The sequence below is a fragment of the Coralloluteibacterium thermophilum genome (assembly GCF_042654365.1).
In the GTDB taxonomy this organism is placed as follows: domain Bacteria; phylum Pseudomonadota; class Gammaproteobacteria; order Xanthomonadales; family Xanthomonadaceae; genus Coralloluteibacterium; species Coralloluteibacterium thermophilum.
Genome location: NZ_JBHSGG010000035.1, coordinates 1 through 26,488, shown reverse-complemented (window position 1 = coordinate 26,488; position 26,488 = coordinate 1). Strand labels below are relative to the sequence as shown.

Annotated in this window: 24 protein-coding genes; 5 read left to right on the top strand and 19 right to left on the bottom strand. The window is 73.0% G+C overall.

Annotated features, from left to right (window positions below; all coding sequences use genetic code 11):
- Window position 1: 1 nt before the first annotated feature.
- Window positions 2–1,378, top strand: coding sequence for a bifunctional UDP-N-acetylglucosamine diphosphorylase/glucosamine-1-phosphate N-acetyltransferase GlmU (glmU, locus tag ACFO3Q_RS12780; RefSeq protein ID WP_377005110.1), 1,377 nt, complete (start codon window positions 2–4; stop codon window positions 1,376–1,378).
- 141 nt (window positions 1,379–1,519) lie between these two features.
- Here the strand turns inward: glmU and ACFO3Q_RS12775 are convergent, their stop codons facing one another.
- From ACFO3Q_RS12775 to ACFO3Q_RS12730, 10 genes are all read right to left on the bottom strand, one after another.
- Window positions 1,520–3,550: a hypothetical protein gene (locus ACFO3Q_RS12775; RefSeq protein WP_377005109.1), complete on the bottom strand. Its 2,031-nt coding sequence runs from the start codon at window positions 3,548–3,550 to the stop codon at window positions 1,520–1,522.
- A 73-nt stretch (window positions 3,551–3,623) separates the two neighbouring features.
- Window positions 3,624–4,100, bottom strand: a complete 477-nt coding sequence (locus ACFO3Q_RS12770) for a DUF2269 family protein (protein WP_377005108.1) — start codon at window positions 4,098–4,100, stop codon at window positions 3,624–3,626.
- Complete coding sequence (locus tag ACFO3Q_RS12765; protein WP_377005107.1) at window positions 4,101–5,390, bottom strand: SDR family oxidoreductase; 1,290 nt, start codon at window positions 5,388–5,390, stop codon at window positions 4,101–4,103. It abuts the gene before it with no gap.
- Between the two features lie 105 nt (window positions 5,391–5,495).
- Window positions 5,496–6,890: a sensor histidine kinase gene (locus tag ACFO3Q_RS12760; protein WP_377005106.1), complete on the bottom strand. Its 1,395-nt coding sequence runs from the start codon at window positions 6,888–6,890 to the stop codon at window positions 5,496–5,498.
- A gap of 106 nt (window positions 6,891–6,996) precedes the next feature.
- A complete protein-coding gene (locus ACFO3Q_RS12755; RefSeq protein WP_377005144.1) occupies window positions 6,997–8,265 on the bottom strand; it encodes a sensor histidine kinase in 1,269 nt (422 codons plus the stop codon).
- A gap of 95 nt (window positions 8,266–8,360) precedes the next feature.
- On the bottom strand, window positions 8,361–9,698 hold the full coding sequence (locus tag ACFO3Q_RS12750; protein ID WP_377005105.1) for a sigma-54-dependent transcriptional regulator: 1,338 nt from the start codon (window positions 9,696–9,698) through the stop codon (window positions 8,361–8,363).
- Between the two features lie 33 nt (window positions 9,699–9,731).
- On the bottom strand, window positions 9,732–10,958 hold the full coding sequence (locus tag ACFO3Q_RS12745; protein WP_377005104.1) for an ABC transporter permease: 1,227 nt from the start codon (window positions 10,956–10,958) through the stop codon (window positions 9,732–9,734).
- Between the two features lie 14 nt (window positions 10,959–10,972).
- A complete protein-coding gene (locus ACFO3Q_RS12740) occupies window positions 10,973–12,277 on the bottom strand; it encodes an ABC transporter permease (RefSeq protein WP_377005103.1) in 1,305 nt (434 codons plus the stop codon).
- 9 nt (window positions 12,278–12,286) lie between these two features.
- A complete protein-coding gene (locus tag ACFO3Q_RS12735) occupies window positions 12,287–13,003 on the bottom strand; it encodes an ABC transporter ATP-binding protein (RefSeq protein WP_377005102.1) in 717 nt (238 codons plus the stop codon).
- A gap of 39 nt (window positions 13,004–13,042) precedes the next feature.
- Complete coding sequence (locus tag ACFO3Q_RS12730; RefSeq protein ID WP_377005101.1) at window positions 13,043–14,314, bottom strand: efflux RND transporter periplasmic adaptor subunit; 1,272 nt, start codon at window positions 14,312–14,314, stop codon at window positions 13,043–13,045.
- A 369-nt stretch (window positions 14,315–14,683) separates the two neighbouring features.
- On the opposite strand from ACFO3Q_RS12730, the gene glmS reads away from it, so the two are divergent.
- From glmS to ACFO3Q_RS12715, 3 genes are all read left to right on the top strand, one after another.
- Window positions 14,684–16,507 (top strand): glutamine--fructose-6-phosphate transaminase (isomerizing), encoded by a 1,824-nt coding sequence (gene glmS, locus ACFO3Q_RS12725; protein WP_377005100.1) that lies wholly within the window; start codon window positions 14,684–14,686, stop codon window positions 16,505–16,507.
- A gap of 96 nt (window positions 16,508–16,603) precedes the next feature.
- Window positions 16,604–16,957, top strand: a complete 354-nt coding sequence (locus tag ACFO3Q_RS12720) for a glycine zipper 2TM domain-containing protein (protein ID WP_377005143.1) — start codon at window positions 16,604–16,606, stop codon at window positions 16,955–16,957.
- An 86-nt stretch (window positions 16,958–17,043) separates the two neighbouring features.
- The gene (locus ACFO3Q_RS12715; protein ID WP_377005099.1) at window positions 17,044–17,292 is read left to right on the top strand and encodes a hypothetical protein; all 249 of its coding nucleotides are present in this window, start codon (window positions 17,044–17,046) and stop codon (window positions 17,290–17,292) included.
- Between the two features lie 102 nt (window positions 17,293–17,394).
- On the opposite strand, the gene ACFO3Q_RS12710 is transcribed toward ACFO3Q_RS12715, so the two are convergent.
- From ACFO3Q_RS12710 to ACFO3Q_RS12670, 9 genes are all read right to left on the bottom strand, one after another.
- The gene (locus tag ACFO3Q_RS12710; RefSeq protein WP_377005098.1) at window positions 17,395–17,847 is read right to left on the bottom strand and encodes a hypothetical protein; all 453 of its coding nucleotides are present in this window, start codon (window positions 17,845–17,847) and stop codon (window positions 17,395–17,397) included.
- Window positions 17,848–17,916: 69 nt separating this feature from the next.
- Entirely contained in the window at window positions 17,917–18,318 is a 402-nt protein-coding gene (locus tag ACFO3Q_RS12705; RefSeq protein WP_377005097.1) for a hypothetical protein, read from the bottom strand.
- An 82-nt stretch (window positions 18,319–18,400) separates the two neighbouring features.
- Window positions 18,401–18,994, bottom strand: coding sequence for a cysteine dioxygenase (locus ACFO3Q_RS12700; protein WP_377005096.1), 594 nt, complete (start codon window positions 18,992–18,994; stop codon window positions 18,401–18,403).
- Between the two features lie 136 nt (window positions 18,995–19,130).
- Complete coding sequence (locus ACFO3Q_RS12695; RefSeq protein ID WP_377005095.1) at window positions 19,131–19,934, bottom strand: MetQ/NlpA family ABC transporter substrate-binding protein; 804 nt, start codon at window positions 19,932–19,934, stop codon at window positions 19,131–19,133.
- 93 nt (window positions 19,935–20,027) lie between these two features.
- Entirely contained in the window at window positions 20,028–20,702 is a 675-nt protein-coding gene (locus ACFO3Q_RS12690; protein ID WP_377005094.1) for a methionine ABC transporter permease, read from the bottom strand.
- Window positions 20,699–21,703 (bottom strand): methionine ABC transporter ATP-binding protein, encoded by a 1,005-nt coding sequence (locus ACFO3Q_RS12685; protein WP_377005093.1) that lies wholly within the window; start codon window positions 21,701–21,703, stop codon window positions 20,699–20,701. The genes ACFO3Q_RS12690 and ACFO3Q_RS12685 overlap by 4 nt, the downstream gene beginning before the upstream one ends.
- An 861-nt stretch (window positions 21,704–22,564) precedes the next feature.
- Window positions 22,565–23,266, bottom strand: a complete 702-nt coding sequence (locus tag ACFO3Q_RS12680) for a 16S rRNA pseudouridine(516) synthase (protein ID WP_377005092.1) — start codon at window positions 23,264–23,266, stop codon at window positions 22,565–22,567.
- Window positions 23,263–24,300, bottom strand: a complete 1,038-nt coding sequence (locus ACFO3Q_RS12675; RefSeq protein ID WP_377005091.1) for a class I SAM-dependent methyltransferase — start codon at window positions 24,298–24,300, stop codon at window positions 23,263–23,265. Before ACFO3Q_RS12675 ends, ACFO3Q_RS12680 begins: the two co-directional genes overlap by 4 nt.
- Before the next feature lie 31 nt (window positions 24,301–24,331).
- Complete coding sequence (locus ACFO3Q_RS12670) at window positions 24,332–25,186, bottom strand: DUF3014 domain-containing protein (RefSeq protein ID WP_377005090.1); 855 nt, start codon at window positions 25,184–25,186, stop codon at window positions 24,332–24,334.
- A gap of 127 nt (window positions 25,187–25,313) precedes the next feature.
- Here ACFO3Q_RS12670 and ACFO3Q_RS12665 point away from each other — a divergent pair, with 127 nt between their 5' ends.
- Window positions 25,314–25,934, top strand: a complete 621-nt coding sequence (locus ACFO3Q_RS12665) for a YbhB/YbcL family Raf kinase inhibitor-like protein (protein ID WP_377005089.1) — start codon at window positions 25,314–25,316, stop codon at window positions 25,932–25,934.
- Window positions 25,935–26,488 lie beyond the last annotated feature (554 nt).

Genomic DNA, 26,488 nt, shown 5'->3' with positions numbered 1-26,488 from the left:
CATGCGCCCCGACCTGCACGTCGTGATCCTCGCCGCCGGCGCGGGGACCCGGATGAAGTCCGACCTGCCTAAGGTCCTGCAGCCCGTCGCCGGCCGGCCGATGCTGGCCCATGTGGTCGACGTCGCCGGCGCGCTCGGCCCGGTCGGCATCCACATCGTCTACGGCCACGGGGGCGACGCGGTGCGCGCCGCCTTCCCCGATCCGCGATTGGGCTGGGCGGAGCAGGCGCAGCGCCTCGGTACCGGCCATGCGCTGTTGCAGGCGCTGCCGGCGATCCCGGCCGGCGCGCGCGTGCTGGTGCTCTACGGCGACGTGCCGCTCATCCGCGAGGAGACCCTCGAGGCGCTGTGCGCGGTCGATGCGTCGCTGGCGATGCTGGTGGCCGAGGTGGACGACCCGACCGGCTACGGCCGCGTGGTGCTGGACGCGGCGGGGCGGGTCGAGGCGGTCGTCGAGCACAAGGACGCCAGCCCCGCGCAGCGCGCGATCCGCACCGTCAACACCGGCATCCTCGCCGGCGACGCGGACGCGCTGCGCCGCTGGCTCGGCGCCGTCGGCAACGACAATGCGCAGGGCGAGTACTACCTCACCGACGTGTTCGCCCTGGCCGCGGCCGAGGGGCGCCCGGCGGCCGCCGTCGCCAGCACCGACCCCGCCGAGACGCTGGGGGCCAACGACCCGTGGCAGCTGGCCGAGCTGGAGCGCCACTTCCAGCGACGCGCGGCGCGGGCCCTGTGCGCGGCCGGCGTGCGGCTGATCGATCCCGCCCGCTTCGACCAGCGCGGCACCGTGGTCGCAGGCCGCGACGTCGAGATCGACGTTGACGTCGTCCTCGAAGGGCATGTGGAGCTTGGCGACGGCGTCCGCATCGGGCCGTTCTGCCGGCTCAAGGACGTGCGCCTCGCCGCCGGCAGCGTGGTGCGCGCGCACTGCGACCTGGAGGGCGTGGCGACGGGCGGCGCGGTCACCGTCGGGCCGTTCGCCCGGCTGCGCCCCGGGACCGAGCTGGCCGCCGGCGTGCACATCGGCAATTTCGTCGAGACCAAGAACGCGCGGCTCGGCGAGGGCAGCAAGGCCAACCACCTGACCTACCTCGGCGATGCCGAGATCGGCGCCGCGGTGAACATCGGCGCGGGCACCATCACCTGCAACTACGACGGCGCCAACAAGTCCACCACACGGATCGGCGACGGCGCCTTCATCGGCTCCAACACCTCCCTGGTCGCGCCGGTCTCCATCGGCGCCGGCGCGACCACCGGGGCAGGCTCGGTCATCGTGAGCAACGTCCCCGACGGCAAGCTCGCCCTGGCGCGCGCGCGCCAGGCGGTGGTCGAGGGTTGGAAGCGGCCGGTCAAGGAACCGAAGCAGTCGCCCTGATGCGTCGGGCCGCGGCATCCGCGGTCGTGGCGGCTGCGTCGCTGGCGGTCGCGCCCGTCCATCCGGGCCTCAAGGCATGCGCGAGCGCCACCGCGGGCGGTGCAGGGGGCGTACGGGCCGGCGACGCCGGCATGCCCGGGGTCACCGGAGCGTCCGCCGCCAGAGCGTGATTCCCCCGATCGAGTCGACCGGCACGGCTCCGTCGGCCGCGAGGGCCTGCTGCAGGGCGGGCGAGGCGACCGCATCGGTGACGAGGATCCAGCGCACGTCGAGGTCGTCGAAGATCGCCTGCCACGAAGCGCCGCTCGTGTCCTGCTCCGCCGCTTCGCGTGCGGCCGCCAGCGCAGGTGCGTGCCCGGACATCAGCCGCCCCCGCCCGGCCAGCTCCGCGACATGCCCGCGCTGCGGGTCGGTGGCCAGGACGATGCCCGTGTCGCCTGCCGGCAGGCCGGCGACGAGACTGCGTTCGGCCACGTAGTGCGGCAGCACGGCCTCCGGCGCGCCCGGCGCGCGGATCGCGCGCTTCAGCGCGGCGGAATGATGCGTCCAGCCTGCATTGGCCTGGAACGCGAGGTTGACCGCGCACAGCAGGACGATCGCGCCGCCCCACAGTCGCGGACGCTCATGTCCGACCGCCTCGCGGCTGCCGCACAGCGCGGGAAGAAGCAGCAGCAGAAGGCCGGGAAACGCGTAACGGACGTACTGCATCGGCAGCATCGGCAGCAGCGCCGTCAGCAATGCCGCCAGTGCGAGGGCGCGCGTGGAGCGCCGGACGAGGGCGAGGCACCACGCTCCGGCGAGCCCGACCCACAGGAAGCCGATGCCGCCCGCCCAGGCCTCGAGGTACCGCTCGGTCTCGAAGGTGACCCGCCATGGCAGCGTGGGACCGAACCCTGCGTGCCAGCGCGCGTCCCCCATGTTCTCGAGCGGGTACAGCGGCGAGCGGAAGATCCCGTTGAACAGCGGGAACAGCGGATTGCCGGTGTGCCACCACGCCTGCACATAGCTCGAGCCGGCGACGGCGACGAACGCCAGAACCAGTGCAGGCAGCGTGCGCACCACGCGCCGGCCGTCGAAGCCGAGCGCGAGGAGCGCGAGCGGCAGGGCGGCGATGGCGTGCATCGGCTTGAGTGCGGCCAGCGCGGCGAGAAGTACCGTCATCGCCATCAGGTGGCGGCCCTGGCGGTCGTGCAGCAGCAGGGCGACGAGGGCGAAGGTCACGGCCATCGCCGGCAGTTCGGTCTGCATGCCTGCCATCAGCCACACCAGCGGCGGGAAGCTCGCGAACAGTGCGACCACGGCCAGCCGCTCGATGGGGGCGGCGCCCAGGGCACGTGCGCACGCGCAGAGCGCGGCCGCGGCCCCGACGAGCCAGAAGCCGTTGACCGCGCCGCGCGCCTCGCGACCGCCCAGTACCCAGGCCAGCCCCTGCCCGACGTCCCCCATCCATGGCGCGAACGCCCATGCCCCATGCACAGGGTCCGCGAGGTAGCGCCCGTGCACGGCAAGCTGGGCCGGGAGGTTGAGGTGATAGGTCAGGTCGTCCATCTGCATGGTCGGCAGCCACGCGCCGGTGGACGCCAGGCCCAGCAGCAGCACTGCGGCCGCCAGTGCGCGCGGGGAATCCGCAGCGAGGCTGCGCCACGCAGCCCGTGCCTTCTGCAGCTCGCTGCGCAACGCGCCCATTCCCGCGACCAGGAGCACGCCGAGCACGCACCACCACACCACGGGCAGATGCACGCGCAGCGGCAGGACCCATCCGGTGAGTCCCGCGACGACGGCATAACCGCCGATCGCGGCGATCGCGATGCGCCCCGGCACGGCGTCGGGCGTCCAGCGCAACCCCAGTGCGAGCGAAGCGGCGGCGATGGACATGGCCGCAGCGAGCGGCAGCACGCCGACGAAAAGGGCGAGGGCGGCGCACCACACCAGTGCCAGCGCGGACGCCCAGCTCCAGCGGCGCCATCGCACCAGCGGCCATGCCAGTGCCAGCGACAGCAGGGCCAGCGCGAGCGCGAGCGCGAAGCGTTCCCACGGCAGTACGCGCCACATTCCGTGCGCCACCAGTCCGGCGATCACCAGGGCGGGACCTGCGAGCCAGGCGGAGAGAGTCCAGCGCGCGACGGCGCTCGCGTCGGTGCTCGCGTCGGTGCTCGCTTCGGTGCGGATCATGGTCGTCCCTGACTGTGGCGCTGCGGGTTGTCGGCGAACTGCCGGGGCATCCGATGCCATGACGGCTCTCCTCCTAGGCGGGCTTGGCGACCATCAGCCACACGATGCCCAGGACCGCGGCGAAGGCAGGCACGCCGCAGGCGAACCAGATGCGGTAGAGCCGGTCGTAGGCCGGCGGCAGTGGCGCGCCGGTCGCGGCCGCAATGCGCGCCAGGTCGCGCATGCGCAACTGGATCCAGACGACCGGCAGCCAGAACGCGCCGGTGACGACGTAGAGCAGCAGGCTCCAGCCCATCCATCCCCGGAACAGGTCGAAGCCGAGAAGGTGCGCCAGCCCGGCGCCGGTGAGTGGCTGCACGATCACCGCCGATGCGGTGAACAGCAGGTCGGCGATCACGACGACACCGGCGGTATGCGCGACGAGGGCGGCATCGCGGGTCCGGTGCGCCATCAGCATGAAGAAGGCGATTCCCGCGCCGGTCCCGAGCAGCACGGTCGCACCGATCACGTGCAGCGTCTTCAGCGCGAGGTAGAGCGTCTGCGGGTCCATTCAGCGCTCCTCGAGCAGCGCCAGTGCGGCGACCGCCGCGCAGCCGGCCGGAATCGTCTTCAGCAGCGGCCCGAGCGGATCGAGCCAGAGGTCCGGGCGCAGAAGGGTGGCGCCGACGAGATAGACCGCCGTGACCGCCAGCATGCCCAGCAGCGCGGCTCGGGCCGTGCGTCGCAGGCAGACCGCGGCGCCGAGCGTGATGTCGACCCAGGCGCCCGCCGCCACTGCGAGGGGTGCGAGCGCGGCGGGAAACGCGCTCGGCGCGAGCACCGCGACCGCATCGCTCCCGCGCCCGAGCGCGATCAGCCCGGACAGGATCCAGAACAGCGCCAGCGTCGCGAGCAGCAGCGGCTTCACGAAGTAGGCGCGGGCGAACCACCGCTCCTGGATCCCTGCGGGCCAGTGCGCGAGCATCTGGCCGAGACTTGCAGGCTGCAGCCCGAGCGACGCCGCGTGACCGGCATCGCCGCCGACACCCCGCCGAAGCTGTGCCAGCGCGGCGCTGCGCATCGCGCTGCGCCAGCCGAGCCAGGCGAGGCCGTCGCTGAGCCTGGCCGCGACCCGCGCCAGCCGCGGCGGAACGCGCACGTGCCGTGCGGGCGGAAGTCCCAGCCATGCGCGCAGGGCCGGCAGCAGTTCCGCGAGCGGCCATGCCTGCGCGTGCACGAGGTCGAGGCGCCGGCCCGGGGGCGCGCCGGGCTCGAGCGCCAGCGCGACCGCCGCCGCCACGTCCTCGACCGAGACGACCTGCACCGTACTGTCGCCATGCACGACCGGTACGACGCCGGGCAGCCCGGCGAGACCGCGCAGCAACCCGGTGCCGCCGTAGGCCGCGGGCGCGATCACAAGGCCCGGGCGCAGGATCGTCCAGTGGAGGGAGGAGACCGCGAGGGCCGCTTCGGCATCGGCCTTGGTCGCGACGAACGCCTCCGTGGTGCCGGGCTCCACGCCGACCGCGGAGATGTGGACGATCCGCCCGACGCCGGCTGCCTCGCATGCGGTCAGCAGGCGGCGCACGCCCTCGTCGTGCACGGCGCGGAGGTCGTCGCGGGGGCCGTCCTGCAGCGCGCCGACGCAGTTCACGACGGCATCGACGCCCCGCAGCATCGGCGCCCACTGCGCGACCTCGAGGCGCCCGAAGTCGGCCGCGACCCATTCCACCTCGGGCTGCCGCCGGCGCGCCATGGCGACGTCGCGACCGAGCCCCCGCACGGCATGCCCGTCGGCGAGAAGCCGTGCAGTGACGTAGGTGCCGATCAGGCCATAGGCCCCGGCGACGAGGACGCGCATTCCCGATCTCCCCAGGTCGAGGCGCGAAGGCTGGCGGTGGGGTGGGCGCGCGTCAAGCGCCCGTGTCCCTGCGGCCCGCCCGCACCGCCTCCGCCTGTCGGTGCGCTACGCCGCCTCGGATTGGGTCGCCGGGAGGGCGATGTGGATGGTGCTGCCCTTGCCGGGCGCGCTGTCCACCTCGATGCGGCCACCGGCGCGGGTGATCAGTTCGTGGGCCACCGTCAGGCCGAGGCCGGTGCCCTGGCCTTCGGGGCGAGTGGTGAAGAAGGCATCGAACACGTGCGCGCGTACATGGTCGTCCATGCCGTGGCCGTCGTCCTGCAGCGAGAGCCGCACTTCGTCGTCGCCGGAACGTGCCCGGATCCGGAACATGCCGCCCTGGGGCATGGCCTGGTCGGCGTTCGCCGCGATGTTGAGGACCAGCAGCTCGAACTCGGTGCGGTCGAAGCGGAGCGGCAGCGGCGCCGGCTCGATGTCCAGCTCGATCCGGACGCCCGGATCGAACAGTTGGCGCAGCATCGGTCGCATGGCGTCCAGCGCGTCGCCCGCATCGAAGACCTCCGCCTGCGACGCGCGCTGCCTGCTGAAGCTCAGCATCTTCAGGCTCACCGCCTCCGCGCGCCGCGTGGCGGTGTCGATGCCGTCCAGCGCCCTGCCGATCTCCTCCGGCGCGTCGAGGCGCCGCCGCGCACGGCCGGCATAGCCGCGGATCAGGCCGAGGAGATGGTTGAAGTCGTGGGCGAGGCCGCTGGCGAGGCGCCCGGCCGCCTCCACCTTCTGTGCGTGCATCAGTCGCTCCTGGACGCGTTCGCGCTCGGCGATCTCGTCGTGCAGGCGCGCGTTCGCCGTCGCGAGCTGGTCGCCGCGCCGGTTCGCGGCCTGCAGCGCCTCGCGCAGTGCGGTGACGCTGCGGTCCACGACGATCGCGACGAGCAGGAGGATCAGGCCGGCGATGACGCCGTCCACCACCAGGATCGGCAGCGGATCCGGGACGGCAGGATTGAGCGCGTCGGCGCGGATGCCCACCGCGAAGATCAGCAGCGTCCATGCGTACATGAGCCACAGCCCCCGACGGCTCACCATCAGCCCCGCCATGACCAGCCACACCGCGAGCAGTCCCTGCTCGTAGCGGTGGCTGTTGAAGCCGTTGACATAGGTGGCCAGTTGCGCCAGTGCGATGACCACCAGCAACTGCCGTACGGCCCATTGCACGCGGCCGCGGCGGATGAGGACGACGTTGAAGACGGCGAACGCGCTGACCGCGAGGCTGGTGAGCAGGCTCGTCGTCTCCCACGGCGCCCAGGGTCGGTCCACGGCCACGATCCGGTACAGCCAGAGCGGGGGCGGGAACACCGCCAGGATGAGCAGGATCGCCTGCAGGACGGGGGCGTTGCGCCGGTCGACCGGGTCGGTCGCGGGGACCCGGCGCAGCCAGGCGAGGGCGGCGTGGAGGGGGCGCGGTCGGCGGCGGTGCGCCTGCGCGGGGTGGGTCTGGTTCATCGTCACGGGGAAGTCCGGCTGCAGCGAGGGCACGGGAAGGGAGCGGCGTGTGCCCCCGCCGGTGGCGGGGAGTCCGCGTGCGTCCTTGCTACGCTTTCGTTCCCGCCTAGCGTGCCGTCTCCGGGGCCGGCAGCGCCAGTGTCACCGCCAGTCCCCCGCCGTGGCGGTTGGCGAGGGCGAGCCGCCCGCCGTGGGCTTCGGCGATCTCGCGCACCAGGGCCAGGCCGAGCCCGGTCCCGCCGCGCTTGGTCGAGTAGAAGGGCAGCAGGGCATTGGCGAGCACCGCCTCGCTCATGCCGCCGCCGCGGTCCGCGACCTCGATCGTCACCTGTGCAGGCAGGCGCCGGATGCGCAGGATCACCGCTTCGGCGGGCGAGCCGGACTCGTGCGCGTTGCGCAGCAGGTTGATCAGCGCCTGTTCCAGCTGGGCGGGATCGAAGTGCGCCGGCGCGGCGGGCAGCGGTCCGGCGACGTCGAACGCGATCTGGCTGCGCAGGCGTGCGACGAAGCGCGTCCAGTCCACGGCTTCCACCCGCGGCGCGGGCAGCTTGGCGAAGTGGGCGTAGCCGCGGATGAAGCCCTCGAGGTGGCGGGCGCGATCCTCGATGGTGCCGAAGGCCTCCTCGAGCCGCTCGTGGCGACCGCGGCGCACCAGTTCGGCCCCGGAGTGCGCGAGCGAGGCGATCGGCGCCAGCGAGTTGTTGAGTTCGTGGCTGATGACCCGGATGACCTTCTTCCAGGTGCGCACCTCCTGGCGGCGCAGCTCGGCGGTGAGGTGGCGCAGGAGGAACAGTTCGTGCGGCCGTCCGTTGAGCCGGAACAGGCGCCGCGACAGATGCCAGGTGTCCTCCTCGTCGTCCTCGCGCGGGACCGCGAACAGTCCGTCGCCGCCCTGCGCGATGGCGTCTCGCAGCGGCTGGGGGCCGGCGGCGAGCAGTGCGTCGAACGCGCGGCCTTCGAGCCGGCGCCCGTCGTTGAGCAGCTTGCGTGCGGCGAGGTTGGAATAGACCACGCGGCGGGCGCCGTCGCAGAGGACCATCGCCACCGGCGTGTTCTGGACCATGGTGTCGAGCAGCAGCTCGCGCTGCACGAGGGCCTGGCGCTGCTCGCGCAGGCGGTCGCCGAGCGCGTTGTGCGCCGCCACCAGCTCGGCCAGTTCGTCGTGCCGCCGCCAGTGCAGGCCGGAGGAGAAGTCGCCGTCGCGGTAGGCCTGCACGGTGCCCGCCATGGCGCGGAACAGCGCGAGCATGGGCGCGGTCCGCAGGCGGGCGACGAACAGCGCGAGCGGCGCGATCAGCAGCAGGGTGGCGCCGAGGCTGAGCGGCAGGCTGTGCAGCCAGCGGTCGAACAGCAGGGCGAGCAGCGCCGCGGCCATGGCGAGCAGGACGCCGGCGAGCGCATGGCCGCCGGCCAGCGAGCGCCGCAGGCCGCGCGACGCCGGCGCGGCGGCATCGGGAGCCGCCTCCCGGGTCATGGCCTCGGAATGCCGAGCCGCTCCATGCGGCGATACAGCGCCTGGCGGCTGAGGCCCAGCTCCCCGGCGGCCTGGGCGATCACGCCGCCGGCGCGCGCCAGAGCGGTCTCGATGGCCTCCCGGTCGGGCTCCGCCTCCTGCGCGACCGCGGGCGGCGCGGCGGCCGGCAGTCCGAGGTCGCCGGCGCCGATCTCCGCCCCCGGGGCCAGGAGCGCCGCGCGCTGCAGGGTGTTCTTGAGCTCGCGCACGTTGCCCGGCCACGCATGACGCCGCAGCGCGGCGAGCGCCCCTGCGGACAGGCTGCGCCCGGGCGGCAGGAAGTGCAGGGCCAGCGGCTCGATGTCGTCGGGACGTTCGGCCAGCGGCGGCAGCGCGATCTCGATGGTGTTGAGGCGGTAGTACAGGTCCTCGCGGAAGCGGCCGTCGCGGATCATCTGCGTCAGGTCCGCATTGGTCGCGCTCACGACCCGCACCCGGACCTGACGCTCGCGGTTGGCGCCGAGCCGTTCGAAGCGCCCGGTCTCCAGCACCCGCAGCAGCTTCATCTGCCCTGCGGGCGGGAGATTGCCGATCTCGTCGAGGAAGAGGGTGCCGCCGTCGGCGGCCTCGAACTTGCCCTCCCGAGCACGGGTGGCGCCGGTGTAGGCGCCCGCCTCGGCCCCGAACAGCTCCGCCTCGATCAGCTCGGAGGGAAGTGCGCCGCAGTTGAGCGTGACCCAGGGCCCGTCCTTCACCGCCGAGTTCGCCTGCACGATCTCGGCGATCTTCTCCTTGCCGGCGCCGTTGGGGCCGGTGACCAGCACCGGCACGTCGGCGCGGGCGACCTGGCAGGCCAGGGCCACCGCGCGCTCGGTGGCGGGATCGGCGAACACCAGGCCGCGCAGGTCGAAGCGCTCCGCCAGTTCCTGCCGGCGCCGGTGCTCGCCGCTGCGCCGGCGCCGCAGCTCGCGCCGGGATGCGCCCAGCTCCAGCAGGGTGGCGACCGTCGCCAGCAGGCGGCGGTCGTCCCAGGGCTTGGGCAGGTAGTCCGCGGCGCCGGCCTTGACCAGGTCGACTGCCGCCTCGAGGTGCGTCCACGCGGTCAGCAGGACCACCGGCAGGTCGGGGTGGCGCTGCCTGATCGCATGGAACAGGGCCACGCCCTCGGTGCCGGAGGTGGTGTCGGCGCTGAAGTTCATGTCCTGGATCACCAGGTCGATGCCGCCGCGCGCCAGCCGCGCCAGGCCGGCGTCCGGGCCGTCCGCCGCCTCCACCGCGATGGCGTGCAGCGAGAACAGCACGTCGAGTGCGGTGGCGATCGCGGGGTTGTCGTCGATGACGAGGAGGGTCGGCATGCGCGGACGGAGGCGGCTGCGGCGGAGGCGACTTTACGCGCTGCGGGTGGCGACCGCCGGCGGGACGCGCGCCGCGCGCCGTGCAGGACCCAGCACCGCGATCTGCCCGAGCACCCACAGGGCGATCGCGCCGGCGGGCAGGAAGGCCAGGGGCAGGCGCGGCAGTGCGTAGGTCTGCATCAGCCACAGGTTGATGCCATATGCCAGCAGCATGCCGAGGGCGATGCCGAGCGTGGCGAGCAGGAAATTCTCGGTCTGGAAGTAGCGCATGATCTGCCCCCGGGTCGCGCCCAGGGCGCGGCGGATGCCGATCTGGCGCGTCCGCTGCTGCACCCAGAAGCTGGCGAGGCCGACGATGCCGAGCGCCGTCACCACCAGCAGGGCGACGCAGACCGTGACGAGCAGCCAGGCCATGGCGCGGTCCTGGCGGTAGAAGTCGCTGCGCAGCGACTCGACCGTGTCCCGGTAGATCACCACGCGGCTGCTGTTGACCGCCTCGAGCGCGCGCACGGCGGCCTCCAGCACCTCGTCGCGGCGGTCCGGATCGGTCCGGATGAGATAGTAGGCGCCCTCGCTGTAGTTCATGCGCAGCGGGAAGATCAGGGTGTCCTCCGCGACCGTGCTGTCCCGCCGCGGGTTGGGGCGCAGCAGGCGGTCGACGACCCCCACCACCCGGATCGGCGCCTCCCCGAACGTGTAGATCGATCTGCCGAGTGCGGATTCGCCCGGGAACAGGCGCTCGGCGAGGGCGCGGCTGAGGATCGCCACCGGCGGGTACTGGCCCTCGTCGCCCGCACGCGCGCCCGCCATCTCGCGGTACTCGTCGGCGGCGAAGTCGCGTCCGGCGATCAGCTCGAGTCCCAGCGTTTCGAGGAAGCCCTCGCCGCCGTAGTAGGAGGCGCCGCTGGCGCTCGGCCGGTCCTGGTCCGGCTGCAGGTTGATGCTGGTGTTCCAGGTGGATTCCCCGAACGGCACCATCGGGCTGGTGGCGACGCTGCGGACGCCGGGAATCGCGCGCAGTGCCGCGAGGTCCTCGCGCGTGATCGCCTCCGCGTTCGCGTTGCGGCCGATGCCGGCGACCTGCACACGCACCAGTTCGCGTTCCGCGACGCCGCTCGGCCTGCGCATGGTGTCGAGGCGGTCGCCGATGAGGAAGAGCGCGTTGCAGACGATGGCGCAGGAGAGCGCGATCTCGACGACGATCAGGATGGCCGCGGTCTTGTGCCGGCGCAGCGTGGAGAGGATGGGAAGGATGTCCATGGCTTCGCGTTCCCTTACTGCGACTTGAGCTGGCGTGCCGGCGCCACCTGGCAGGCGCGCCAGGCCGGGACGAGACCGGCGAGGAGGCTGGCGACGAGCGCCAGCGCGAAGGTGAGCGCGAGCATGCCCGCGTCCATGTGCGCGAGCGCCGCGTAGTCCGCGGGCTGCTGGCGGACCGCCCACAGTCCCAGCAGGGCCAGCAGCAGACCCGCGAGGCCGCCGGCCAGGCCGAGGGTGCCCGCTTCGACCAGCAGCTGCACGAAGATGTCCCGCCGCGACGCGCCCAGGGCGCGGCGCACGCCGATCTCCGGCGCGCGCCGGAGGAACTTGGCGAGCAGCAGCCCGACCGTGTTGACCAGGCACACCAGCAGGAAGCCGCCGGCCAGCCACACCTGCAGGCGCACGTCGCCGGGCACGACCTGCTTGTAGTCCAGCCATTCGGTCACGTTGCGCAGGCGCACGTTGGTCGGCCGCTCGTAGCGTCCTGCGGCCCGCTGCTCCTCGGAGTAGTTCTCCAGGTACCGGCGGTACTCGGCGGCCCTGGCGGGCGTGTCGAGCTGGACCCAGTACTGCATCCAGACGCAGGGCGCCTCGGGGCCGGTATCGTTGCCTCCGGTGTCGCCCCAGCAGTCCATGTTGCCCGTACGTCCGAACGAGAGCGCACGCGAGGTCGAGAAGGGCAGGAACAGCAGCTCGGTCTCGTCGTAGGCGTCGCTTCCGGCGAGGTCGTAGAAGCGTGGCGCGGGACGCCAGTGGTCCAGCACGCCGATGATGCGGAACTCCGTCTCGTTCAGCCGCAACGGCCTGCCGACGGGATCCTGGTCGGCGAACAGCCGGGTCGCGAGTTCCTCGCTGATCACCACGACGCGGGCCTCGGCCTCGTCGTCCTGTGCGGTCCAGCCCCTGCCGGCGCGGAACGGCACGTCGAACATCGGGAAGAAGTCCGCGCTGGCGTAGCGGGTGCGGGCGTAGAACGGGGCGATGTCCGCGCGGTCGGGCTCGATCGCGACCCTGCCCGTCGTCATCAGCGCCTGGCGGTCGCCTCGCGCCTCGCGCAGCAGGCGCTCCGCGTCGTAGCGCGTCACCTGCTCGGTCGGCTCCTCGCCGGGGGTGTAGCCGCTCATCGGGTGCGGATCCAGCTGCACCCGGTAGCGCGTCTGGCTGTGTCCCGGCAGGGGGTCGCCGGAGAGGACATGGAAGACCGTCAGCGTGGTCATGCTGGCGCCGATGCCGAGGGCGATCGCCAGCACCATCAGTGCGGTCAGCACCCTGTTGCGGCGGAAGCTCCGCAGCGCCAGTTCGAAGTAGTAGGCGAGCATGGGCGGCTCCTAGCGCGTGGCCGCCGCGGGCGCCGTCGGGCGCACCAGCACGGGGCCGACGTGCAGGTCGCTCGCTTGCCCGTCGACGATGTGCACGTTGCGCTGGGCACGCGCGGCCAGCTCGGGATCGTGGGTGACCATGACGATGGTGGCGCCGTCGGCGTTGAGCCGCTCGAGCAGTTCCATCACCTCGCGGGCCATGTGCGAGTCGAGGTTGCCGGTCGGCTCGTCGGCCAGCAGCAGGCGCGGGCTGCCCGCCAGTGCGCGGGCGATCGCCACGCGCTGCTGCTGGCCGCCGGAGAGTTCGGCCGGGTAGTGCTTCATGCGCGAGCCCAGCCCGACCTGCGCCAGCGCCTGCTCGATGCGACGGCGCCGTTCGGCGGCGTCGAAGCCGCGGTAGCGCAGCGGGACGTCGACGTTGTCGAACAGGTTGAGGTCCGGGATCAGGTTGAAGCCCTGAAAGATGAAGCCGATCTTCTGGTTGCGCAGCTTCGAGCGCGCATCGTCGTCCAGCCCGCGCACCTCGATGCCGTCGAGCAGGTAGCTGCCGCTGGTGAAGTCCTCCAGCAGGCCGGCGATGTTGAGGAAGGTGGTCTTGCCGGCGCCGGAGGGGCCGGTGACGGCGACGAACTCGCCCTCGCGCACGTGCAGGTCGAGCTCGCGCAGCGCGTGCGTCTCGACGAGTTCGGTGCGGTAGACCTTGGTGACGGCCTGCATCTGCAGCATGGTGTGGCTCCGGGTGGATGCGTTCGGGAAGGAGAGCGGTCAGAGACCGGCGATGCGGATGCGCTCGGCCTGGGCGAAGGCGTCGGTGCCGGACACGACCACGCGTTCGCCTTCCTGGAGGCCTTCGAGAATCTCGACGGCATCCAGGCTGCTGGCGCCGGTCCGGATCGCGCGCCGCTCGGCGACCCCGTCCCGCATCACGTAGGCGACGGTGCCGCCGCCGGCCTCGAGGAAGGAGCCGCGCTCGACCATCAGCACGTCCGGACGCTCGTCGAGGACGATGCGCGCGGACAGCCGCTGGTTCTGGCGCAGCCCCTCGGGCACCTCGCCGACGAACTGCAGGCGGCTGACGACCTCGCCGTTGACCACCTCGGGCGAGACCGAGCGCACCTTGCCTTCGAACTGGCGGTTGCCGGAGCGGATCTGCGCGGGCATGCCGATGGCGAGGTCGCGCGCGAAGCTCTCCGGCACGCGGATCTCGAGCTCGAAGGCGGTGAGGTCCACCACGCTCAGCACGGCGGCGTTCGCGGCCACGTTCGAGAACTGGGGGATCATGATCTGGCCGACCTGCCCGTCCACCGGCGAGCGCAGGTTCAGCGCCTCGACCTGGCGCGCGAGTTCGTCGGCGAGCGCGCGCTGGCGTTCCAGTTCCAGGCGCTTGGCGCTCAGATCGAAACCCAGACCCTCGCCCTGCAGGGCGGCGTCCTGGCGCGCGTGCGCGAGCGCGATCTCGGCCTTGCGCAGCTCGTCTTCCGCCTTGAGCTTGTCGATCTCCGGCAGGGCGCCGAGCCGGTGCGCCTTCTCGATGCGCTGCAGCTCGCGCACCGCGGCCTGGTGGTCGATGGTGGCCTGGTCGACCAGCTTGCGCGCCTCCGCGCTGCCCTGGCGCACCTGGAGGGCGGCGCGACCCACCTCGGCCTCCAGCGCCGCTGCGGTCGCCTGCTCCTGGGCGAGGCGGCTCCGGAGTTCCGGGCTGTCGATCACCGCCAGCACCTGGCCGCGCTCCACGCGGTCGCCGGCGATGACCTTGAGGTCCACGGTGCCGCCGGCGACCGCATAGAGCGTGGGGCTGTTGGACGCGGTCAGCCGACCCTCGGCGCTGACGTCGCGCACCAGCGTGCCCCGGACCACCGGAGCGATCCGGATCCGGCTGCCGTCGACGGAGCCGGTGCCCGCGGACCAGCCCCGCGCGACGACGCCGGTCAGGGCGAGCAGGGCGAGGACGGCGCCCGCCGCCAGCAGCCAGCGCAGCGGCAGCCTGCGTCGGGGCGCATGGAGGGGGCGGTCCTGGGCGGAGGTGTCGGGGATCATGGGGCTTGGGGCTGGGGGCTTGGGGCTTGGGGCTTGGGGCTTGGGGCGTGGGGCTTGGGGCGTGGGGCGTGGGGCGTGGGGCGTGGGGCGTGGGGCGTGGGGCTGGAGCGGGAAGCGGGAAGCGGGAAGCGGGAAGCGGGAAGCGGGAAGCGGGAAGCGGGAAGCGGGAAGCGGGAAGCGGGAAGCGGGAAGCGGGAGGGCGCTGAGGTTCAAGCACCTTTCGTGCCATTCGTATGTGATTGTTTCCAAAGGGTTGATCTGGCTCGTTGCCTGTCCGCGGGGCGTCCGTCGGGGTGTCCGCGGGCGTGCCTGGGAGCGGACGGTGCGCGGGGGCGTAGAATCGGCTGCTTCATCCAGCGGAAACCCTCCATGTGCGGAATCGTCGGCATCAGTGCGCATCGTGACGTCGTCCAGAGCCTGATCTCGGGCCTCAAGTCGCTCGAATACCGCGGCTACGATTCGGCCGGCATCGCCGTGCTGACCGGCTCCGGCATCGAGCGGCTGCGGGCGAAGGGCAAGGTGCAGGCGCTGGAGGACCTCCACGCCGCATCCGGGATCGACGGCCACGTCGGCATCGCGCACACCCGGTGGGCCACCCACGGCGTCCCCAGCGAGGCGAACGCGCACCCGCACGTCTCCGGCCCGGTGTCGGTGGTCCACAACGGCATCATCGAGAACCACGCCGAGCTGCGCGCCGAGCTGCGCGAGGCCGGCTACGCGTTCAGCTCGCAGACCGACAGCGAGGTCATCGCCCACCTGATCGCGCATGCGCTGCGCGACCAGCCGGACCTGCTCGCCGCGGTGCGCAGCGTGCTGCCGCGCCTGCACGGGGCCTACTCCATCGCCGTCATGTCGAGCGACGAGCCCGGCGTGCTGGTCGGCGCGCGGCTGGGCTCGCCCCTGGTCGCGGGGCTCGGCGTCGGCGAGCAGTACCTGGCCTCCGACATCCATGCGCTGCTGCCCATGACCCGGCGCTTCATCTACCTCGCCGAGGGCGACGTGGTGCGCGCCACCCGGGACGAGGTCGCGGTGTTCGATCTCGACGGGCGTCCGGTCGAGCGCGAGGTGCGCGAATCGCATTTCTCCGCCGATGCCGTCGAGCGCGGGGAGTACCGCCACTACATGCTCAAGGAGATCCACGAGCAACCGCAGGCGCTGGCCGACACGCTGGAGGGCCGCATCAGCGGCGGGCGCGTGCTGACCCAGATCCTCGGCGTCGATGCCGATGCCCTGCTGGCGCAGACCGAGGCGGTGCACATCGTCGCCTGCGGCACCAGCTACCACGCCGGGCTGGTCGCGCGGTACTGGATCGAGTCGCTGGCAGGCATCCCCTGCACGGCCGAGATCGCCAGCGAGTACCGTTACCGCAACCCGGTCGTCCGCCCGGGCACCCTGTTCGTGAGCATCTCGCAGTCGGGAGAGACGGCCGACACCCTCGCCGCTCTCAAGCTCGCCAAGGCGCGTGGCTATCTCGCGCAGCTGGCGGTCTGCAACGTGCCGGAGTCCTCCATCGTGCGCGAGTCCAGCCTGGTGCTGATGACCCGCGCCGGCCCCGAGATCGGCGTGGCCTCGACCAAGGCCTTCACCACGCAGCTCGCGGCGCTGGGCCTGTTCGCGCTCGCCTTCGCCCATGCCAAGGGGCTGGACGAGGCGCGCTACCTCGACGGCGTCCGCCAGCTCGAACAGCTTCCGGGTCTCGTCGCCGAGACGCTGAAGCTCGACGCGGAGATCGAGGCGCTGGCCGCGGACTTCGCCGACAAGCAGCATGCGCTGTTCCTGGGCCGCGGCACCCACTGGCCGGTGGCGATGGAGGGCGCACTCAAGCTCAAGGAGATCTCCTACATCCACGCCGAGGCCTACGCCGCGGGCGAGCTCAAGCACGGCCCGCTCGCTCTGGTCGACGCGGACATGCCGGTCATTGCCGTCGCGCCCAACGACGCGCTGATCGACAAGCTGCTGTCCAACCTCGAGGAGGTGCGCACGCGTGGTGGCGAGCTCTACGTGTTCGCCGACCACGACGTCGGCAGTCGCGTCGACGACAGCCGCACCCTGGTCATGCCCGCGTGCGGAGAGATCGCCGCGCCGGTGGTCTCGACCATCCCGCTGCAGCTGCTGAGCTACCACGTGGCGGTGCTGCGCGGGACCGACGTGGACCAGCCGCGCAATCTCGCCAAGTCCGTGACGGTCGAGTGAGGCGGTCAGCCTGAACCGCGGCTGGCGGCGCCCGCGCCGGTTTACGCCGGCGCGACCGCCGCGCCGCTAGCGTCGGGATCACCCCATGCAGGAGTGATTCCGATGACCCTTCGACTTCTTCTTGGCGGCGTCCTCGGACTGGCCGTCACTTCCACCGCAGCCGCCCAGTCGAGCGAGTGGACCTACGACCACGAGAACGGCGTCCGCTGCCGCGACGTGGCGGTCCAGCGCGCGAGGCCCGTGCAGGACGAGAACCGCATCGCCGGCACCGCCATCGGCGCGGTCGCCGGCGGCCTGCTCGGCAACCAGGTCGGCGGCGGCAGCGGCCGCACGCTCGCCACCGCCGCGGGTGCGGTCGGCGGCGGCATCGCCGGCCGCAGGATCCAGGAAAACCGCCAGAACAACGCGACCGAGACCGTCTACGAGCGGCAGTGCGAGCGCATCCGCTGACGCGGTGGGCCGCACGCGCGTAACGTAGGTCCTGCCGTGCCACGCGGCGCGGCAGCGTTCACTTCCCAGCGGACAGAGGACGGACCATGCGAGCACTCTTCGTCGGCGGTACGGTCGACAATTCGGAACTCGATCTCGGCGTGCGGGACGACCCGCCGGTGCACTATCCCGAGAACACCGGCAGCGGCCAGTCGCGCTACCGCCTGCACTCGACCCACCGCCGCGACGGCAAGCTCCTGTATGCCGTGTACGCCGCGCCCGACCTCGCGGAGAGCGAGGTCGAGCGCGTGATCGACGAGCGCGACTACGCGCGCCGCTTCGGCGCCACCGGCTGACGGATCCAGCTTCCGGAACAGGAGAACGGCCCGCCGCGTGCGGGCCGTTTCGTGTGCGGGGACGGGCCACCGTCCCGACCACGCGCCGTCCGGGCGTCCGCGTCAGGGCCTCTCGTCGCGGCCCTGGCGGATGGGCTCGCCGCCCCCCTCGCGTTCCTCCAGCGACGTGGCAGGGCGGGTGCCCTCGGCTTCCGTCTGCCGGCTCTCCTCGCGCCGGGCCTGGGCCTCGCGCTCGCAGTCGCGCCGGGTGTCGGCGTCCTCCAGCGCGCGGCAGGCGGCCATCGCCGCGGCGTGGCGGTCGTCCTCGTTGGGCAGCGGGCCTTCCTGGGGAACGGCGCCGCCGGCGGGCGCAAGGTCCGAGCGCTGCGGGGCGTTCTGCTCCGGCTCGCGCGCCTCGTCGATGGCGTCGCCGAACGCGTTGCCGCGGTCGCGGTCGGCGCGCTGGAACTCGACCGAGTCGGGCGTGGGCTGGTCGTAGGGGTTCTTGTCGCAGGCGGCGAGTGCGAGGGCGATGCCGGTGGCGAGGACGCCGCTGCAGAGAGATTGGATGGTCATGCGGATGCTCCTGGGAAACCAGGCGATCCAGCCTGCCGGGCACGATGCGACGGCCGCGTGGGCGCGGCCTCAGCGCGAGGAGGTCTGCCGCGGCTCGCGACCGGCGCGGGCGTGCGCCCGCTGCGCGCGCGCCTTGGCGCCCGCGGCTTCGCTCGGGGCGTCGGCGTCGGCAAGGCGCACCAGGCGCGCGTCGAAGCGCTGCAGGATGTCGTCGAGCAGCTCCGCCTTGGCCAGCGTGCGGCGGTTCGCGTCGCCGCTGCGGCCGCCCTTGTCGCCGGTGCGCGCCTGGCTCGCCAGCCGCTGCCGCTGGTAGAGATCGCGCTGCTTGTCCCGCGCGCTGCGGGCGCGCCGCAGCAATGCGGTCAGGCTGCGCGCATCGTGCCGGCAGATCGTCTGGCGGCGGCTGGCGTCGAACAGCTCCATCTCCCCGCTGTCGAGCAGGCGCTGCGCTTCGCGTCGGGTGATCGGCATGGGGCATCTCCTTCGTCGTGGATCGCCTCATGGTGGACGCAGGCGCGCGCCGTGGCCGTGAAGTTCCGCGGCAGGGCGCCGCTCACGCCGTCCCGTCGGCGTCCCGCACCAGGGCGGGGCGGACCTCGCTCACGCGCCAGCCGGCACCGTCGCGTTCGAAGCGGCGGTAGCGTTCGAGCGGGCCGCCGTAGACGTGCAGGCTCAGCGCCGGACGGTCGAAGAACGCGTTGTGGCAGGCGTGGGCGTAGCCGGGATCGTCGAACAGCCGCGCCGCGCCGCGCGGCAGCCGGACCGACGGACGTCGCTCCAGGTGCAGGCCCTCGGCCCCCGTGGCGCCGGCCTGCACCGCGTACTCGTCGACGACGAGCATGCCGTCGAGGACCAGCTCGATGCCCCAGAGGCGGTCGTGGTCGTGGACGGGCGTGCCGTATCCCGGCGGCCACCAGATCAGCAGGGCCTCGGCGTGCGGCAGGCGCGCGAGGAGGAAGCGGCGGTAGCCGTCGCCGTCGGCGAAGGCGCGGTCGTCGGCGCGGGGCGTGTCGGGCTGCCGCGCCACGTCGCGCAGCGCCTCCGCCAGTTCCCGCAGGGACCGGCCATCCTCGAGCGGCACGGCGGGCAGGCGGGCGATCGCGGCATCGCGCCACGCCGGGGACGCGGGTGCAGGTGTCGCGTTCATGCGGCACTCCTCCGGGCGACGCGCCCAGTCGAGCACGCGACGGGTCAGGGGCGCGTCACGTCCGCCCGGGGGCGGCGCGACCCGGGGCATCGCCGCCCCCGCCTTCCCGCGGGGTGGCGTTCCGCCACGCCGCGGGTCAGAACGCGGGCAGGACCGCGCCCGAGTACGTCTCGTCGATGAAGCGGCGCACGGTCTCGCTGTTGAGCGCGCGCGCGAGCGCCTGCACGCGCGGGTCGTCGCGGTTGTCGCTGCGCGCCACCAGGTAGTTCACGTAGGGCGAGTCGCGCCCCTCGATGACCAGCGCGTCGCGCATCGGGTCCAGGCCGGCATCCAGCGCGTAGTTGGTGTTGATCAGGGCGAGGTCCACCTGCGGCAGCACCCGCGGAAGCATCGCGGCGTCGAGCTCGCGGAAACGGAGGTTCTTCGGATTGGCGGTGATGTCGCGCAGCGTGGCCAGCGCGTTCTCCGGGTCCGCGAGCTGGATGACGCCGGCGCTGTGCAGCAGGATCAGCGCGCGGCTGTTGTTGGACGGATCGTTGGGGATCACCACGTCCGCGCCCTCGGGCACCTCCTCCAGCGTGCGGAAGCGCCGCGAGTACGCGCCGAAGGGCTCGATGTGCACGCCGGTCACCGTCACCAGGTCGGCGCCGCGGTCGCGCTTGTAGGCCTCCAGATAGGGTTCGGTCTGGAAGTAGTTGGCGTCCAGGCGGCGCTGCGCGACCTGGTCGTTGGGCTGCACGTAGTCGTTGAACACGCGCACTTCGAGCGTGATGCCTTCCTCGGCCAGCAGCGGCCGGACCACCTCGAGGATCTCGGCGTGGGGCACGGCCGTGGCGGCGACGCGCAGGGGGCCGTCGGCGTCGGCGCCGTCTCCGCCGGAACAGGCGGCCAGGCCGAGCACGGACAGCCCGAGGGCGAGCAGCAGGGGGCGGAAGCGCATGGGGTTACCTCGCGGCCGGATGACGGGCGGCGATTCTCGCAGAGGCGCCGTCGCCGTGCCGCCGACGGATGGGACGCTGCGTGGCGCCCGGCGCTACCGGCGGCTGAACCGGGCGACCAGGCGGTCGCCGACGAACTGCAGCACCTGCACCAGGACCAGCAGCAGGACCACGGTGACCACCGCCACGTCGGTGCGCGAGCGCAGGTAGCCGTCGCGGTAGGCGAGGTCGCCCAGGCCGCCGGAGCCGATCGCGCCGCCCATGGCGGTGAAGCCGATCAGGGCGATGGCGGTCACCGTCGCGCCGGCGATCAGCCCCGGCAGCGCCTCGGGCAGGAGCACCCGCAGCACCAGCTGGCGCGTGGTCGCGCCCATCGCCAGGGTGGCCTCGATGACGCCGCGGTCGACCTCGCGCAGGGCGGTCTCGACCAGGCGCGCGTAGAACGGCGCGGCGCCGATGACCAGGGGCAGGATCGCGCCGCGCACGCCGAGGGACGTGCCCATCACCGCCAGGGTGAGCGGGATCAGCGCGATCATGAGGATGATGAAGGGAGCCGAGCGCAGCAGGTTCACGACGAGCGCGAGCACGCCGTACAGCGCGGGCCGCGGGTGCAGCTGGCGCGGTGCCCACAGGTAGAGCAGCACGCCCAGCGGCAGGCCGATGGCGAGCGTGAGCGGCAGCGAGCCGCCGAGCATCAGCAGGGTGTCGATGCTCGCCGTGCCGATCTCGCGCCACTTGCCGGCGTCCAGGTTCGGGAACAGCGCGTTCACTGCAGTTCCTCCACGTGCACGCCGGCGGCGGCGAAGCTGGCCCGGGCCGCGGCGATGTCGCCGCCGGTGACCGCGATCGTCAGTTGGCCGTAGGGCGTGTCGCGGATGCGGTCGATGCGTCCGGCGAGGATGTTGTAGTCGACCCCCGTCTCGCGGGCGATGCGGCCGAGCAGCGGCGCATAGGTGTCGTCGCCCAGGAAGGTCAGGCGCAGCGTCTGCCCGCCCGCCGCAGCCACGCCGGCGCGCAGGGCCTGCTCGTCGATGTGCTCCGCTTCCGCCACGAAGCGGCGGGTGGTCGGGTGCCGCGGGTGCAGGAACACCTCGGTGACCGGCCCGCTCTCGACCAGGTGCCCGGCGTCCAGCACCGCGACGCGGTCGCAGACGCGGCGGATCACGTCCATCTCGTGGGTGATGAGGACGATGGTGAGCCCCAGCTCGCGGTTGATGTCCGAGAGCAGGGCCAGCACCGAGGCGGTGGTCTGCGGGTCGAGGGCGCTGGTGGCCTCGTCGCAGAGCAGGATCTTCGGGCCCGTCGCCAGCGCGCGCGCAATGCCCACGCGCTGCTTCTGGCCGCCGGAGAGCTGGCGCGGGTACTTGTCCGCGTGCGCCTCCAGCCCGACCCGCGCGAGCAGCTCGGCGACGCGGGCGCGGATCTCTGCGCGCGGGCGGCCGGCGAGTTCCAGCGGGAAGCCGACGTTGCCCGCCACCGTCTTCGACGACAGCAGGTTGAAGTGCTGGAAGATCATGCCGACCCGGCGCCGCAGCGCGCGGAGCGCGTCGGGGGCGAGCCCGGCCAGTTCGATGCCGTCGACGCTCAGGCTGCCGCCGCTCGGCGTCTCCAGCCCGTTCAGCAGCCGCAGCAGCGTAGACTTGCCCGCGCCGGAATGGCCGATGATGCCGAACACCTCGCCCTCGCCGATCGTCAGATCGAGCGGGTGCAGGGCGACGACGGAGCGGCCTTCGACGGGGTAGGCCTTGTGGATCTGCCTGAGCTCGATCACGCGCGGGCGGTGCTGCCAAAGCGGCGCGCAAGCCTAGCAGGCTCCGCGGCGCGCCGCGCATGTGCAGCGGCAACAGAGCGTGCCCCGCGCGCTTGTCCACGAAACCTGTGGATAACCCCTTGGACAACCATGTGCGCAGGCGTCGCAAGTGCCTGATCCGGGCGGCGCGGCGACGGATTGGTCACGCCGTGCGCACTGCCGGCGGCCTCCGCCTCTTCGACAGCTTCCGGCGGCAGATGCCTGAAAAGTCAAGGGTTTGACGAGGTCCCGCAGGTGTGGCTGGCGGTGCGGGTCGTGCTTCCCGCGGCCCGGCCGGCGACGGCGCGCGCGCCGGCCGGGGGCGGAAGGCGGTTCGTCCGGTGTCCACAGAAGTTGTGGATAACTGTTTGGACAATGGTGTGGGAAGGTGCGGCAAGTGGTTGATGTCGCGGCCGATCTTCATGAGCTGTTTATTTCTTGAGCAGCCGCCGCGCAGAGCCGCCGCTCAGAGCACGCCGAACAGCAGCAACAGCAGGATGAGGCCGCCGGGCACGCCCAGGAACCAGAGCAGGAGACCTTTCTTCATGGGTGTTCTCCGTCGTTGTGTGGGTGCCCGGAGCGTGCCCGGTCCGCCGCCTTCGCCGGGTGACCGTCGCGGCAGCGCGACGTGAGCGGTTCAGCGGCGGCGCGGAGCGGGCCCGCCACTGCGCGCGGCGACGGCGCGCACGACCTTCTGGGCGACCCAGACGAACAGGATGCGGCGAAGAAAGCGGAACATGGTGGTCTCCTGGTGGCGATGCGCGGGCGCGCGCGTGGGGCGGATTGTTCCCACGGCCCGTGCAGCGGCCGCGTGACCGCGTCGTGGACGGCCCATGAGCGCTGTCAGGCGAAGACCCGCGCGATCTCCTCCGGCGCCAGGACGCGCCACTCGCCCGGGCCCAGCGCAGGATCGAGCGGCAGCGCGCCGACGGCGCTGCGGTGCAGAGTCACCACCCGGTTGCCGGTGGCGGCGAACATGCGGCGGACCTGGTGGTAGCGTCCCTCGGTGACGGTCAGGCGCGCCCGGCGTGGGCCGAGGACCTCGAGGCCGGCAGGCGCGAGCGGGCTGTCCTCCGATTCCAGGACGAGGGTGCCGCTGGCGAACAGGGCGCCCTCGTCGCCGCGCAGGTCCTCCGCCAGCGTGGCCTCGTACACCTTGGGCACGTGCGCGCGCGGGCTGATGATGCGGTGGAGCAGGGTGCCGTCGTCGGTGAACAGCAGCAGCCCCGAGGTGTCGCGGTCCAGCCGGCCCACGCTCGACAGGGCCGGCGTGCGCAGCCGGAAGCGCGGCGGCAGCAGCCCGTAGACCAGGCGCCCGGCGTCGCGGGTGGAACAGGTGGTGCCGACCGGCTTGTGCATCATCAGCACCACGCCCGGCGCCGGGTCGAGCGGCTCCCCGTCGAGCCGCACCTCGGCGTGCGGCACGCGCGCGTCCTCGTCGAGCGGGCGGCCGGCGGCATCGGTGATGCGTCCCTCGCGGAACAGCGCCTTCACCTCCCTGCGGCTGCCGTAGCCGAGGTTGGCGACGTGACGGAGCAGCTTCACCGGCGCACCCCGCGCGCCCGGAAGACCTTGAAGCCGCCCTCGCCGGCGAGCACCGCCACGTCGGCGAACCGGCCGTCGAGCGTCGCCTCGTAGGGCAGGTGGCGATTGGCCACCAGGTACAGGTTGCCGTGGTCGGCGAGGGCGTCCGCCGCGCGCTCGATGAAGGCGCGCCCCAGCCCGGGGTCGTCGGCCCGGTCGCGGTGGAAGGGCGGATTGCTGACGATGGCGTCGTAGCGGTCGACGAGGCCCCGGGTGACGTCGTGCCAGTGCAGGGCCACCGCGCAGCGCGCGCCATCGAGGTTGCGGCGCGCCGCCTCGAGCGCGCGCGCCTCCGCCTCGTAGAGGTCGAGCCGGACGATGCCGGGACAGCGCGCCAGCAGCTCGGCCGCCAGGTAGCCCCAGCCGGCGCCGAGGTCTGCGACGCGCCCCTGCAGGTCCGCGGGCAGGTGCGCCGCGAGCAGGGCCGAGGCCGGGTCGATGCGGTCCCACGCGAACAGGCCGGGGCGACTGACGTAGCGGCCGTCGAGAATGGGGCGCAGCGCGTCGAGCGCCAGCCAGTCCCGCAGCAGGGCGGATTCGTCCGGCGCGTCCAGCGGCGGCGTCCAGAACACCCGGCAGTGCGACTTGGACAGGCTGCCGCCGAGCCCGGCCAGCGCGGCGAGGTCCTTCTCGCCCGAGCGGGCGCCTTCGTCGTTCGCCATGGCCGCGATCACCCGTCCGCCCGGCGCGCAGGCGCGGACCGCCCGTGCCAGCACGGCGCGGGCCTCGTCGCGCTGGCGCGGCGGAAGGGCGAGCACGTGGTCGTAGCGCGCGTCCGGCGCGGGCTCCGCCACCGTGAAGCCGGCCTGCTCCAGGGCCGCGGCGAGCGGCCTGAAGGTCTGCGCACAGTGCCAGCCCGCCCCGCGCCAGCGCTGCAGCCCCACCGCCTCGCGCGCGCGCAGGAACAGCACCCGCTCGCCCTGGCGCGGCGCGGGCGCGGCGCCCTGGTCGATGGCATGGAACAGGGCGTCGGGCGCGCGGTGGTCGGCGGTCACGGAAGGGGCGGGCGATGCGGGGCCGACGATTCTACGTGCCGGCGTCCGGTCGCCCGGCCTCCTCCGGCACGGCGGCCGGGCGGACGCCGGCGAGCCGGTCGCGCAGCACGCGCAGGCGCGCCTTCACCGTGGCTGTGTGCGCCGGACCCATCCGCAGCAGGGCCTTGTGCCCGACGGAGCGCCCTTCCAGCGCCGGATCGGCGAACGCGTAGCCGTTGCCGGTATCGCGCAGCACGATCGGCCCGGCGACTTCGGGCGCCTCCAGCAGGTGGTCGATCACTGCGACCATGCGGTCGTTGAAATGCCGGTCGCGGTAGCCGAGCTCGCGGTAGGCCTGCTGCAGCTGCGGATAGGCGCGCACGTACAGCGCGACCAGCCGGTCCGGGTCGGCGGCCTCGAAGGCGCGCACATAGGGCGTGTAGCGGGCGGCGTTGTCCTCGGCCAGCAGCAGGCGGACGCCGTCGTCGCCCGTGGCATCCGCCTCGCTCTCGATCGCCAGCGTGCCCGGCACGCGGCGGACCGGCATGATCTGGGGCGCGAGCCTGGCGTTGGGCAGGTTGTCCACCGTCGCCACGAAGCGGCCAGCGAGGTGCTCCCGCACGAGCAGGCCGAACGCCTCGCCCGGCACCAGTCCGCGCAGCGCGTCCAGCAGCCCCGCGTCGCCGTCCAGCGGGGGCGCCACGGCATCCGCCTCGGCCTCCGGCACCGCGACGCTCTCGATCGGGTGGCGCGGAGACGGGTCCGGCATCGGCTCCTGCATCGTGCCCCCTGGCGGCGGGGCGGGCGGGCTGCGCTCCTGGGTCTGCCACCACCACAGTCCGGCCGTGCCCGCGATCACCAGTAGGGTCAGGATCCAGGGCAGGGCGGATGCGCGACGTGCGGGCATGGGATCTCCTCGGGATGCGTCGGTCTCCGGTGGGACACCGGTGCAGCGGCTTCGTTCAATGCATTTCGCATCGTCTTTGCGGGACGCCGGCTAGGTTCGGGAACTCCCTCGAACAGGAGCCGAGCCGATGCTGGAGAACCTGCCGCGCACGCTCGGGCACGTCCTCCGCGACGTGCGCCCGGGCCTCGAAGCCATCGTCCTCAACGGCGAGGCGACCGCGGACGCGACGTCCACCATCGAGGTCGCCAGCACCGCCTTCGCCCACGGCGACCCGATCCCCGTGCGCTTCACCGCCGACGGTCCCGGACACTCGCCGCCGCTGCGCTGGAACGGCGTGCCGGAGGAGGCCGCGGCCGTGGTCCTGCTGGTGGAGGACGCCGACAGCATCACGCCCCAGCCGCTGGTGCATGCGGTGGTCTGGAACCTCCCGGGCGAGGACGGCAGCCTGCCGGAAGGCGCGCTCGACGCCGACGCCGAGCCGCCGGCCGCGGTCGGCCGCAACTCCTACTTCGCCCACGCCTGGCTGCCGCCCGACCCGCCGCCCGGCCACGGCATCCATCGCTACGTCTTCCAGGTCTTCGCCCTGCGCGAGGCGCCCCCGATCGAACGCAGCGACGACGCCCCCGGCCGCAGCCGCCTGCTCGAGGTCCTGCCCGGCAACGTCATCGCCTGCGGAGGAATGATCGGCACCTACGAGCGTGGCTCGGACACCCCGGCGCTGGTGGGCGGCGGCACCGCGCTGGCGTAGCGGGGGAGCTGAGGAGTGAGTGAAGAGAAGTGAGAAACGAGGGCGGGCCCCGTCGCAGGCTCCTCTCGGTCTCACGCCTGATCTGTCGCTTCTCCCCCAAAAGCGCCCCCTCCCCAACCCTCCCCCGCTGTCCGCGGGGGAGGGGGCTATGCGGCTTCGTCTGCACGCTCGGCTTCATGGGAGAGGGAACCTCCGCGCCGCGCGCCTCGCTCCTTCCCCCGCCTGCGGGGGAAGGCCGGGATGGGGGTAAGCGCGGAACGCGCTGCTTGAGAAGTGAGTGGAGAGAAGTGAGAAACGAGGGCCGGCCGCTGCACGCTCCTCTCGTTTCTCACTCCTGATCTGTCACTCCTTTCCCGAAGCGCCCCCTCCCCAACCCTCCCCCGCTGTCCGCGGGGGAGGGGGCTGTGCGGCTTCGTCTGCATGCTCGGCTTCATGGGAGAGGGAACCTCCACGCCCGCGCGAGCGGCTCCTTCCCCCGCCTGCGGGGGAAGGCTGGGGTTCTACCCCGAAATCACGGACGGTTGTAAAAGGGCTGAGAACTTCTGGTCTTGCCT

Bases quoted from the DNA above. Each gene is read 5' to 3' on its own strand.
- ACFO3Q_RS12760 (WP_377005106.1), bottom strand. From the start codon at position 6,890: ATGAACCAGACCCACCCCGCGCAGGCGCACCGCCGCCGACCGCGCCCC.
- ACFO3Q_RS12775 (WP_377005109.1), bottom strand. From the start codon at position 3,550: ATGATCCGCACCGAAGCGAGCACCGACGCGAGCACCGACGCGAGCGCC.
- ACFO3Q_RS12735 (WP_377005102.1), bottom strand. From the start codon at position 13,003: ATGCTGCAGATGCAGGCCGTCACCAAGGTCTACCGCACCGAACTCGTC.
- ACFO3Q_RS12665 (WP_377005089.1), top strand. From the start codon at position 25,314: ATGCTGGAGAACCTGCCGCGCACGCTCGGGCACGTCCTCCGCGACGTG.
- ACFO3Q_RS12730 (WP_377005101.1), bottom strand. From the start codon at position 14,314: ATGATCCCCGACACCTCCGCCCAGGACCGCCCCCTCCATGCGCCCCGA.
- ACFO3Q_RS12765 (WP_377005107.1), bottom strand. From the start codon at position 5,390: ATGCGCGTCCTCGTCGCCGGGGCCTATGGCCTGATCGGCACCTACGTC.
- ACFO3Q_RS12705 (WP_377005097.1), bottom strand. From the start codon at position 18,318: ATGCCGATCACCCGACGCGAAGCGCAGCGCCTGCTCGACAGCGGGGAG.
- ACFO3Q_RS12715 (WP_377005099.1), top strand. From the start codon at position 17,044: ATGCGAGCACTCTTCGTCGGCGGTACGGTCGACAATTCGGAACTCGAT.
- ACFO3Q_RS12710 (WP_377005098.1), bottom strand. From the start codon at position 17,847: ATGACCATCCAATCTCTCTGCAGCGGCGTCCTCGCCACCGGCATCGCC.
- ACFO3Q_RS12670 (WP_377005090.1), bottom strand. From the start codon at position 25,186: ATGCCCGCACGTCGCGCATCCGCCCTGCCCTGGATCCTGACCCTACTG.
- ACFO3Q_RS12770 (WP_377005108.1), bottom strand. From the start codon at position 4,100: ATGGACCCGCAGACGCTCTACCTCGCGCTGAAGACGCTGCACGTGATC.
- ACFO3Q_RS12750 (WP_377005105.1), bottom strand. From the start codon at position 9,698: ATGCCGACCCTCCTCGTCATCGACGACAACCCCGCGATCGCCACCGCA.
- ACFO3Q_RS12700 (WP_377005096.1), bottom strand. From the start codon at position 18,994: ATGAACGCGACACCTGCACCCGCGTCCCCGGCGTGGCGCGATGCCGCG.
- ACFO3Q_RS12745 (WP_377005104.1), bottom strand. From the start codon at position 10,958: ATGGACATCCTTCCCATCCTCTCCACGCTGCGCCGGCACAAGACCGCG.
- ACFO3Q_RS12740 (WP_377005103.1), bottom strand. From the start codon at position 12,277: ATGCTCGCCTACTACTTCGAACTGGCGCTGCGGAGCTTCCGCCGCAAC.
- glmS (WP_377005100.1), top strand. From the start codon at position 14,684: ATGTGCGGAATCGTCGGCATCAGTGCGCATCGTGACGTCGTCCAGAGC.
- glmU (WP_377005110.1), top strand. From the start codon at position 2: ATGCGCCCCGACCTGCACGTCGTGATCCTCGCCGCCGGCGCGGGGACC.
- ACFO3Q_RS12755 (WP_377005144.1), bottom strand. From the start codon at position 8,265: ATGGCCGCGGCGCTGCTCGCCCTGCTGTTCGACCGCTGGCTGCACAGC.
- ACFO3Q_RS12695 (WP_377005095.1), bottom strand. From the start codon at position 19,934: ATGCGCTTCCGCCCCCTGCTGCTCGCCCTCGGGCTGTCCGTGCTCGGC.